Below are 10702 nucleotides of genomic sequence, written 5' to 3'. Positions count from 1 at the left end.
TAGTGACTTTCTTAAGAATGTACTACTTCCTGCAATGTAGTTTTTGATAGTTAATTCAGCGTTACTTATTGTTTTCGTACAAAAAATAGGTCAACCCTTTTCGTTCATGAAATCCCTTTTTTAACTGGACCTGTACCATATTTAGAACTTAATCAACTATTCTACCGCTTAATCAAAACAGAAAAAAAGTGATAAATAAACTCACCTTATTTCAGGGTAGACAATAAACCACTTAACCGGGCGTTTTATATCTGTTACGCTTTCTGAGGCCCCACTGGTTCAACCGGTGGGGCTTTTTATGTTTTAGCTTGTTTACTCCTACCCGAATGGAAAGCGCCTCCGATCAACAATCTCCACAGCCTGATTTACTGGTGGGCGCTAAACAGCGGATTGAGGCCGCTAGCGATTTCCTGAGCTTTTGTGATCGTATTTCAACAGGTTATGACAGCGGCTACTATTGGGAAGATGTACAGCGGGCTCTGCGCATTGCGGCTGGTCTGGAACAATGGCCTGATAAGGGGTGAGGTGGTAATTTTAATTCTTCCCCTGCCTGTAACCAATCGAATTTACTTCCCTTTTCAACCGATGCTGTGGCAAGTTCGCTCATTCGGTGAATTTACCAGACCATCCACTAGTATTTGCGTACCGATTTATGTAACCTTTTCATAGATGGTGATATTTATAACATACTAAGAACGTTCCTTTTTAGTATGTTATAAGCACCCGTTTCTCCTTACATTTGTCCGTGGAACACTACAAATGAATTACCCTTCATTGGAAAGGGAGGTCATGATTCACCTCTTTTCCCTTTTCCACTTTTTTCAGACACTACCTTATCTCATGTACTACGTGCCTTACTACCGGGTCTCCACCGTCGGCCAGGGCAAGAGCGGCCTGGGACTCGCCGCCCAGCGGGAGATCGTCAACCGCTTTGTCAAAACCGGCGATCAACTCCTACTGGAGTTCGTCGAGATTGAATCGGGCAAACGGGCGGATCGGCCCCAACTGGCTGCCGCCATCGCGCACGCCAAGCAGCACGGCGCTCGTTTGCTGATTGCCAAGCTGGATCGCTTGAGTCGCAACGTGTCCTTTATCTTTTCGCTGCGTAATTCGGAAGTTGACTTCGTGGCCTGTGACATTCCCGATGCCAATACCCTAACCGTCGGCATCATGGCCGTCTTAGCCCAGCACGAGCGGGAGTTGATTGGCGAGCGAACCCGGGCCGCCCTACGGGCCAAAAAGGCACAGGGGTTTCAACTGGGAACTCCTAACCTGACGCCGGCCATCAGTGAGCTGGGACGGCAGCTTCAGCAGCAGAATGCCCGGACTCATCCGGCTAACGTGCAGGCGGCCGAACTGATCCGGTTGTACCGCAAGGAGGGCTTGACCTACCAGGCCATTGCGGGCCGCCTCAACCGGATGGGGTTTCGCACCCGGCGGGGGAAACCCTTCCAGCCCATGAGTGTGCACCGGCTGGATCGGTCAGAAAAGTAGTGTTTCCCGGTCGGGTAGATCCCAACCAACTGGGCCGTTACGCTGATGTTAAAAATTCGCAACTGGTTGCCTAAGCCACCAAGCCGATGCGTTAAATGGCCAATTTTACAAAAATGCACAACGATGAGAGTCGGTCTACTTGGGGGAATGCTGATGGCGGGTTGGTTCGTTACCCCACTGCTGGCCCAGAGGGGGCTGCAGGGAGCCTATTTTCGGGGCACTTTCTTTGAGCACCCGGTGCTGACCCGCTTGGACTCAACGCTCAACTTCGATTGGTCGACCGGGCGCCCGGCCCCTGGCATGCCTCACTCCTACTACTCCGTTCGCTGGACGGGCACCCTACGGGCCCCCGTCACCGGAGAGTACCGCTTCTACGCCCAGGTCGATGACGGCATTCGGGTCTGGATTGATAATAAACTGGTGGTCGAATCGTGGCAATTAAACGATTCCCAGCACTACACCGGTGGCCTGATGCTCCAGGCGGGTCACCAATATGACCTATGGGTGGAATACTTCAATGATCGACAGGGTGGAGAAGTCAAACTTTACTGGCAACGACCCGATGTTAAAAAGTTGTTTTTCGGGGACCGATCCACTACGCCGGGTGAGATTATTCCGGCGGCGTACTTTGCCCCCCCAGCTACGCCCAAGCCAATACATTCCAGGGCGATGAGTGCCCCCCCAATCGCCCGGCTAAATCGGCCCATCATTACGACAAAACAGCGGTTGACGGCTACCGCCCCCAAACCCCGGCCAGTAGCGGCCCGATCAGTTCGAGCACGTACGAGCGGTTTGGCCGTACCAACGCCCCCCCCAGTGCCCATCCCGCCGGTGGTCGTTATTAAGCCGGGTCCATCGTTTGTCTTGCCCCAGGTACAGTTTGAGCAAAGTAGCTATCGGTTGGTTGCCGACGCGTCGACTCCGTTAACTCAGTTGGTGGTGGCCTTAAACCAGCATCAAGAATGGCGGCTGGAGGTGGCAGGCCATACTGACAACGTGGGCGATGCCCGGCTCAACCAGGCTTTGTCTGAGCAACGCGCCCGGGTGGTTGCTCACTACTTAAGCCAGCACGGCATTGCCGACTCGCGCATCAGCACGCGCGGTTACGGGGGCAGCCGCCCGCTTGCCGATAACGGCGTACCCATTGAACGGGCTAAGAACCGACGGGTCGAGTTTACAATCCGGTAAACGAACGGTGCAGACGCTTTGACTACTAGGGGGTAACTAACACAGTTGGGGTATATCCGCCACGTAGAGCATATAAGACTTTGTTAATCAATTAGTTATACAGATCTAACTCTTTATGCTCGGAGCTATTGAGCCAGTTTAACTAAATGGCTTGGAAAACGGATTAATTTCCTCTTGAAAAGGTGCTTTTTGTAATGGGTTTGCCCTTAAGGTTGTTTTTCGCTTAAAAGCATCAAAATTATTTCCTTTTACACGTACCTAAATAGCATAATTACTTACTCTCTAAAACGAACGATAAAAGCATAAAATTTAATCTAAGTAGTTGAAGTAAAGGTGGTTAAACCCCTTACGTGGCGAAAAAGGCGGGTTTGTGTTAACTACCCCCTTATCGACCACGGCCACGTCCGGATCGGCCAGCTCGTACCGGCCGAGTCCGGCCCACAGTCAACAACCCGCCCGAATCAGTGCGTAGCAGCCCGTAGCGCAGAAAAATACCGTAAAACGTTTTAGAACTATCGGTGCTCTCGCTGCTAAAATCGTAGTAGCCCGTGGTCAGGCCAATGCCCAGACGGGGTGCTACCTGAGCGATGATGCTGTAGGTTAGTTCAAGCATCAGGCTTCCTGATTGATCAAAGACGCGCCCCGCTCCGATACTCATTTCGTTGGCGAAAACGCCGTAGTTGGCCACGTCCATCGTCAGCCGGCCTTCAACAAATACGCTCGAGTCGGTGCGCAGCGACTTGCGCCCTACGGCAATGCCCAGGTCAATGACGTTGAATGATTTGCCGATTTCAAGGCTTTGGGCAATGCGGTCCCTTGGGTTACCCGCCCCGGTGTAGATTGAAAAAGGGGTAGCCCGAATGTACCAGGGGGCAGCTTTGAGATTAAAAACCGAACGGGTCGAATCGTCGGACGACCGACTCATGGAGCGGTAGGTCTGGTAGTTACGGGCAGCCCTTGTTTTGGTTGAATCAGCCGGTTGCACTCGCGCATGGGCATGGGTTGGTGGGGCAAGTGCAAACAGCAGGGTCATCAGCCAGAGCAGGCGTGTTATAGAGGGCATAGTTTTCGAGTCAGCCGGTGAGCAGTTAGTCAGCGCGCATCCTGGTTAGAAAGAACCAGGATGCGGGATCAATTTAAAGCTTTTTGGGGATGTACAAGGTGGTACGGCCCTGTTTGATGTGGTTAGTCAATCAATTATGAGTGGCCCTTGAAGTCTTACCCTCTTTTGGTGTGAGGCTTGGTCTGATTAGGCTTTGCGCAAATAGAGGGTAGTGATTCCCTGCCGGAGCTGGATGGGAAAGGTGTCGAGTTCGCGGTCGATCAGCTTGTGGTCGTGGGGTACGGGCCGGCTGATGTAGTGGGGATCGATGAAAATGATGTTGAGCCGCTCATGAACCTGTCCCTTAATGCGTTCAGTGTGCTTAAGCAGGTGTTCGCTGCTGGTGGTGGCTTTGGTCTTCTCCAGGTCGTCGAAATAGCGGTAGGTACAGTACCAGTAGCGGTAGTAGTGGTAGTAATTAGAAAAGCAGGCCTGATAAGCAGCAGGGTCTTGCCGAACAGCCCGCAGGAGTTGATCGGCCTGCTGAAGCTGTTGCTGCTGAGTGGGGCTAAGCTGGTGAGTAAGCGATTTGTTAAGGAGTTCGTTGCGGGCGTTTTTCAAGTGTAATTCGACATCGTAAGCCACTGGATTGCGCTCAATGGAGTACTTATGCTTAAAGAAGAAGGAAAGCGAGATGGCGGGTTTATCGAAGTTGATGAGCTTAAGATTTTTGAAGGGTTTGCCGGGTCGGTAGTAAGCTTGATACTGTGGCATGTACTGCATAGGCACGAAGTAGTACTCCAGTTCCTTATCTACGGGCAAGGCACTGACTTGATTGTCAATGGGATTGAGCAGTACGGCCTGCTTGATAAGCACCGGACGCAGGGTGTCAAGGGGTGCTTCCTCTTCTCGTTTGAGGGGTTTCTTACGCGGTTGTAGTTCCATAGCACAAAGTAGCACTCTTTTACTTACAAAGTAAATAAATAGTTTCGGTGCTCCGCTTTTTTTCCTTCCCCTTTCCAAAAGCAATTCTTTGATATAGTTATCCCTTTTATCAAAAAGTTTTGTTTGATTGATTTAGGGAGCTCACAACTCCCTATTTATCAAAAGTTTGCAAGTCAAAATAAGAGGTTTGTGGGGTTAAAACAGGAGGTTTACGGGGTTAAGATATGCTGTTTTTAGGAGATTTAAGGGGTTGAAATAGGAGGTTTACGGGACTTAAATAGGAGGTTTACGGGGTCTCTTTCGTATAATAGGAGGTTTAGGGGGAAAGGTTAATTTGGATTCAAAAACGGAGGAATTAGCTGCTATGACGAGTTAAATAGGTGCTTAAATAGGCAAAATTAGGTCAGAATATGCGGTCATAATAGTCCAAATAGGAGGTTTAAGGGGTTACCTATATAATCAAATAGGAAGTTTCGGGGGCATAAATCTTTATACTAAAAGGCTGATTATTAACTAGTTGATCTACAATAAATGTGTAAACGCACTTAATTGCGTAGCTTTTGCAAGGGTACTATTTTGAAATCAGTTCTCCTACGCTATACATGTATAAGTAGGAAATTGCTTTAATCAACTCCTATTTGTAGCTTTGAACACATGTTACACATACTTTCCTAAACCTTTGATTGTATGGAAGTTATCGAAGCCGATCAGTTAGCTCCTGTTTTCAAAAAACGTCCCACCAATTATCAACCAAATGTTTTTACTGAGTCAAAGCAGGAATTTAATGAACTTGAAAAGAAGATAGTAACGCTTGTGGTCAATCAAATTGGCCATATGTCACTAAAGGGTGAACTAAAACTGGGGGTTAGCGTGGTGTGTAACGTGCCTTTTCAAGAATTGACTAAAAAACACTATAAAGAAATAGCTGATGCTGCCGAGTCACTTCAGTCCAAACGACTAATTTATCGTAATGACAAGACGCAGAAGTTGGACATTATCACTCCCTTCCCACGTATTAGGTTTGATGAGGTCGATGGCAAAAAGGTAATCGAACTAACTATGTTTTCCGCCGTAGTCCCTCATTTTGCCGAACTGGGTCAACGTTACACTAAATACGATATTGACGTAATGTTATCGCTGAGTTCAGTTTACTCGCAGCGAATGTTTGAAATTGTTAGTATGTATCAAAGCCGCAAACAGCTTCAATTCAGCTACACAGTGGATCGGCTTAGAGAGATACTTAATTGTCCAGAGGGCTATTCATTTAATGATTTTAGAAAGAATACATTGGTAATAGCTCAACGGGAGTTGCGAGATAAAGCAAATATCCTTTTGGATTGGACGGTCCAAAAAGCGGGAAAGAAAATAGTAGCACTTGATTTTGCTATTAAAACCGCTCAACAGTTAGCTATTGAAGGAGTCAGGCAGGATCAGCAGATGGTCAACAAGATGTCCATCAATGAAGCTGTTACCACCGCCTGGCAGTTGATGAAGAATTACAAACTCAAACCCTGGCAGAAGGATTTAATTACTTCCGATCACAGCCTGCTTGAAACCTTCTACCGCGTGGATTCTGAATTGGCCAATGGCCTGCGCACCAACGTCAAGAATCCAACCGCCTACCTAGTCAAGTCCTTGGGCATCGATCAAATGAAAGCACCCGCTAAGCAAGCGGCCAGCGCATTGAAATCCGCTGTAGCCCCTCCCCTGCCATCCCTTTTGGCACCAGGCCCTACAGTGCGCACAGGCTCTACCCAGTCGATTGCCGATCTGTTCGGAAACCTAATTAACAAATAATACAAATGCTCAATGGTGCAGTGGCGAGCCAACTAAGAACGGTTCAGGACTGATCAGGTAGACTTAAAAGTAGCTAAGCTTTCGTTCTGCAAACTCAGTGGCTGAAACTTTCCTAACGATAAAAGTTAAAACGAACGTCGGCCAGGAATAGACTAATGTACGTACCGAACAGACGCTCGTTGATCGGAATGATATTTCACTGCCACCTAGCAAAGAAACGCCCCGACCGTAATTGCTCCAAACCTGATCGGGGCGTTTCAATTTCATTAACTTTATGCTTTCAGGAGAAACGGTAGTCAGCAGACTGCAAGGCTTAATTGCAGAAAACGACATCCGCCAGGTAGAAGTATACCGTCACAGTGACAGCAAGCTCTACAATCGGAGTGATACCTGGTCGTTCGGTCACGAGTATATTCAGGTGGGCAGTGAATCCTACAATTTGGGGCGAATTGTCACTTTCCTAATTATTGATCAATGCTTATGCCTTTACTTCTGATGAAACTTGTTTCAAACCGATTCACCAACGAGTTAGATTCTTTAGGACGCATTGTCGTTGTCATCAAAGCGCACCGTGATTGGACAGCTGACGGCCAGAATTTAGCTGCTAATCAAACTATAGATGGTTATTTGGAACAGCATTTATCAGCTCCAGATTGGGCGTTTTGGCAACGATTACAAATTCGCGAACAGGCTTACTTAAATGGGCTTAAAATGCGGGATAGCTAAGATCGGTGCTCTCGACGGTCGCGGTATAAGAATTGACAGGTTTTCTTCAGGCATCAAGCACGGCAGCGGCTCGAACCACTCCCTAACGGTAGGTTGGGGGGTAGCCAACATTCGTACGAAATGTTCCACCTAACCTAGGTAACCAATTCATAAACAGTCTTTTACTGACTCAATTTTTTCTCTTCGCTGATGATCTTCTTCAAATTGATGTTCACTAAGTTACGCAGCGTATCTTCCGAAAAGTCATACTCACCCTGAAAGTTAATGTGCTTCCAGCTCAGTGGGGCCGTGTCCGTTAACGACGCTAAAATCTCCTCACATTCTGCGGACGAAACTTCGGTCAGCTTCTGGGTGATGCGCAGCATGTTCCAGCAGGTCATCGAGTTAATTAATAGCTGCTTGCTGCGGACCATTACTAACAGGTCTTCTTTGCTGGCGTAACGGATCAAGCCGTTCTTGCCCAGATTCAGCTCGCCCGCCAATTGATGCATATTCTCAATCTTAGTGAGTTGGTGATTCACCCGTTGACGAGTCTGGTCCTCGTGCATGTACTGCAATAGATACGTCGTGCGCACGATCTTACCCAGTTCCACCAGCGCCCGGTGCAGGGGATGTTGGTTGGCATACGAGGTTAGCCGACGAAGCAAGGCGGAGGGCAGGGCATGATTGAGCTTGATGGTCACCAGCAACCGCAAGATGGTGTCCCACTGCTCGTCAATGAGTTTGGTATTGACCAAGCCACCGTTTTTGAAGCCCAGGTCGGCGGGTGCCTCCAAGGGTATGCCGGGCATACCGTAGAGCGTGGCCCGATGGAAGGCTTTGATGCGCGGCTGGAAAGCCATGCCCAGCAGATGCGTCAGGGCGAAGTTGAGTTCGGTCACCCCATGGCTATCAGTCGAGTGAGTCAGCTCAGCGGGTATGCTCAAGGCGTTGTGCAATAAGCCGTCTAAGACGTACCAGGCTTCATAGTCTCCCGACGAAAACACCGTCGTATAAAAGACCGGGTAGTGCTCGCTGATAAAGCTGTAGACGGTAATGCCTTTGTCCTTGCCGAAGTACTTGGCCGAGTAGTTGGCGTGGATGGAGTCCAGGGCGAGCCTGTACTTCTGGCCATCCGAGGCCGAACGAAACACGTCTTCCTGCTCGCGCAGCCGCCCGCCGATGGGCAACTGGTTCATCAGGGCCACCACCCGGTCGTTGGCCGCCAGTAGGTTCTGAGCCGAGAAGTACCAGTTGGTGGCCCGTTCCAGCTCCCTGATGGGCACCGACGAGGTCTTGGCCATGTGGTGCAGGCCCAGGTTACAGCCCCAGCCGATCAAGGTTGCAAAGTTCACCGTGTCGGCCAGCACCGGCTGTTGGTTGTGCTCCATGCGGTGGGTCAGCGCACCCGTGAAGCCGCAGTAGCGATTGACCGTGTGCAGCACCTCGAAGATGGATACGTAGTACTCATGGGGGTAGAAGCTGGTGACCGGCGCTGCGGCTTCCTTCTTGGGCGTCACAAACCGCAGACCACCCTTCTTGCGGGGCCGCACAAACAGGTTCTCACCCGCCGTGATGGCGTCCACGGTTTGACGCATCTGGGCTTGCAGGGCCTCCGACAGCGATTCTTTGACGGTTGTCCAATTGGAGAGATGGCGCAGTCCGGCCCGCTCCAGCAGCGTTTGCTTCTGGTTCAGCCAAGTCTCTTCGTCAATCAGGTAGTCCTCAAAGGCCTGATACGTGTGGGAGGTTGCCACCGTGATGCGCCCGCCTTTGAGATCGTCCAGTACCGAGCGGGCCAGCAGCGTTCGATAGAGGGCGAAGTCCGTCTCCTCGCCCAGCACCGCTTTGCGCTCGTCGCGGCTTAAGAAATCGACGGGTAAGTCGTCGGCTTGGGCGATATTGCTGATGTGGCCGCCTTTCTGCTGGTAGAAGGCCAGCGCCTGCATGGCCGGGTTATCGGAGTGTTGGCCGGCGAACTCAATGTGCCGCAACAGGTCGGCGATGCGGTTCATCAACGTACGTGAGCCTTCGCCCAGGGCCTGGTGCAGGAAGCTGCCCTGTAGGTGCTTCTTCGACTGCCCATGCAGGCGTTCGACGGCTGGCACTAACTTGAGAAACTGGTCAATATCTCCACCTTTGATGAGGCTCATCCAGCCGACATACTTCTCATCCTGGGTCTGGTCCAAGGCGAAGGCGACGTCCTGCATTCGCCGGGCGACATCGGCCTGGGTTAAGTAGTTGGTCAACACCTGCTCGACCGTCACTACGTTCTCTTCCTGGAGTTTAAGCAGCTTTTGGTCCCGTTGTTCTTTCGCCTGAGCGAAGGCCAGGGTGGTAGCCTGCTGAAAGGTTTGTAGCAGGATGTCGCTCAGGTGAAAGTACTGGTATTGCACAAAGCAAGTTAGGATCAGGTACCGGCGGGTCCGGCGTTTAATCTGGAACACTTCCGCCCGGAGCACGTATTCGGCGTAATACTCAATCATCTCCTTCGACAAGTCGAGCCGACTCAGCAAGGGCCGCAGGTGATGGTAGCGGTCTTTGAGGTCTTTCAACAGACTCATGTTCCGGCGGATGACGTCCAAGCGCATCAGTTCCTGAGCGTTCTTGAGCCGGGCCAGTTGGTGGATGCTGCGGCCCGATGCATCATCGGGCAGTTTGGTAAGTAGCTCGTTCAACAGAGCCGCCTGTTCGACCGTCAGATGGGTGGCGATCCGCTCATCAATCTGGTCCTCGAACTGGTTAATGGCCGCTTCAATCAAAGCACACAGGCCGAAGTAGGTGGGCACCTCAATGTGGTGCGACCGCATGAAGCTACAGAGCGCCCAGAACAGCCGTTCGGGGTGAAGCTGGCGACCGACTAACTGTCCGGCTTCCTGTTGAACCATCGCTTTACCGGGTCCCGAAAAGGGCGTAAAGCCCAGGGCCTGCCGAATCATCTGCCGGTGCCGGTTTAGCGTGTTGCGCCGGTAGTGGCGCAGGTTGATGGCTAAGGGGTCTATCTTGAGTTGGCGGGCTACGAACAGAATGTCGCCCAGCGCGAAGGTAGCGGGCTTGAAGAATCGACCGCTGGCCCGAAAGTAGCCCCACTGGAGGATAAAGCCGAACCGGCTGGCCGGCGTGTCTAACCCCCGTAACTGGGGCCGTAACCAAGTGGGTAGCTCGAAGAAGAGTTTGCGTTGGGCATGATTGAATTGCGGGGGGCGTTCAAATTCGCGCCGGGCGGTCTGATCGAGGACCGCTAAACGAGCCATTCAGCAAGGATTGTGAGCGAGTACTTGGGACCCGGTAAAGGTAGACGTAACGAAATATTGCGGAAGGCGTCATAGATGCGACGGGACTTGGCTTTGTCGGCTCCCCCGCCCCACCCCGTGCCGAGGCACAGTTCGGAGACCCGCGAACCACTGTTGCCTAAAAGTTGATAGCTCATACCGGGTTGGTTTAAGCTAAAAGAAAATGAGTAGCCCATAAGCGGAGCTCCGGGCACAGCCGACCAGATTCAACGCGGGGCGAAGGTCAGCGTCCCCTATA

Annotated in this window: 9 protein-coding genes; 5 read left to right on the top strand and 4 right to left on the bottom strand. The window is 51.0% G+C overall.

The window, feature by feature from the left end:
- Nucleotides 1-326: 326 nt before the first annotated feature.
- The 3 genes from ACYVHB_RS26195 (at nt 327) to ACYVHB_RS26185 (ending at nt 2682) form a co-directional block, all read left to right on the top strand.
- On the top strand, nt 327-524 hold the full coding sequence (locus ACYVHB_RS26195) for a hypothetical protein (RefSeq protein ID WP_461054787.1): 198 nt from the start codon (nt 327-329) through the stop codon (nt 522-524).
- Between the two features lie 316 nt (nt 525-840).
- Nucleotides 841-1494: a recombinase family protein gene (locus ACYVHB_RS26190; RefSeq protein ID WP_461054788.1), complete on the top strand. Its 654-nt coding sequence runs from the start codon at nt 841-843 to the stop codon at nt 1492-1494.
- A gap of 123 nt (nt 1495-1617) precedes the next feature.
- A complete protein-coding gene (locus ACYVHB_RS26185) occupies nt 1618-2682 on the top strand; it encodes a PA14 domain-containing protein (RefSeq protein WP_461054786.1) in 1065 nt (354 codons plus the stop codon).
- Nucleotides 2683-3067: 385 nt separating this feature from the next.
- Here ACYVHB_RS26185 and ACYVHB_RS26180 read toward each other — a convergent pair whose 3' ends face one another.
- Nucleotides 3068-3745 carry a hypothetical protein gene (locus ACYVHB_RS26180; protein WP_461054785.1) on the bottom strand — a complete coding sequence of 226 codons (678 nt, stop codon included), beginning with the start codon at nt 3743-3745 and terminating at the stop codon, nt 3068-3070.
- Between the two features lie 186 nt (nt 3746-3931).
- Nucleotides 3932-4669 (bottom strand): hypothetical protein, encoded by a 738-nt coding sequence (locus ACYVHB_RS26175; RefSeq protein ID WP_461054784.1) that lies wholly within the window; start codon nt 4667-4669, stop codon nt 3932-3934.
- Nucleotides 4670-5356: 687 nt separating this feature from the next.
- On the opposite strand from ACYVHB_RS26175, the gene ACYVHB_RS26170 reads away from it, so the two are divergent.
- Complete coding sequence (locus ACYVHB_RS26170; RefSeq protein ID WP_461054783.1) at nt 5357-6466, top strand: RepB family plasmid replication initiator protein; 1110 nt, start codon at nt 5357-5359, stop codon at nt 6464-6466.
- A 480-nt stretch (nt 6467-6946) separates the two neighbouring features.
- A complete protein-coding gene (locus ACYVHB_RS26165) occupies nt 6947-7192 on the top strand; it encodes a hypothetical protein (protein ID WP_461054782.1) in 246 nt (81 codons plus the stop codon).
- 161 nt (nt 7193-7353) lie between these two features.
- Here ACYVHB_RS26165 and ACYVHB_RS26160 read toward each other — a convergent pair whose 3' ends face one another.
- Both ACYVHB_RS26160 and ACYVHB_RS26155 read right to left on the bottom strand, forming a co-directional pair.
- On the bottom strand, nt 7354-10425 hold the full coding sequence (locus ACYVHB_RS26160; protein WP_461054781.1) for a Tn3 family transposase: 3072 nt from the start codon (nt 10423-10425) through the stop codon (nt 7354-7356).
- Nucleotides 10413-10601, bottom strand: a complete 189-nt coding sequence (locus ACYVHB_RS26155) for a hypothetical protein (protein ID WP_461054780.1) — start codon at nt 10599-10601, stop codon at nt 10413-10415. The genes ACYVHB_RS26160 and ACYVHB_RS26155 overlap by 13 nt, the downstream gene beginning before the upstream one ends.
- Between the last annotated feature and the right edge of the window lie 101 nt (nt 10602-10702).

The organism is Spirosoma arcticum (genome assembly GCF_054779955.1).
This window is presented reverse-complemented; position numbering and strand designations above follow the sequence as displayed.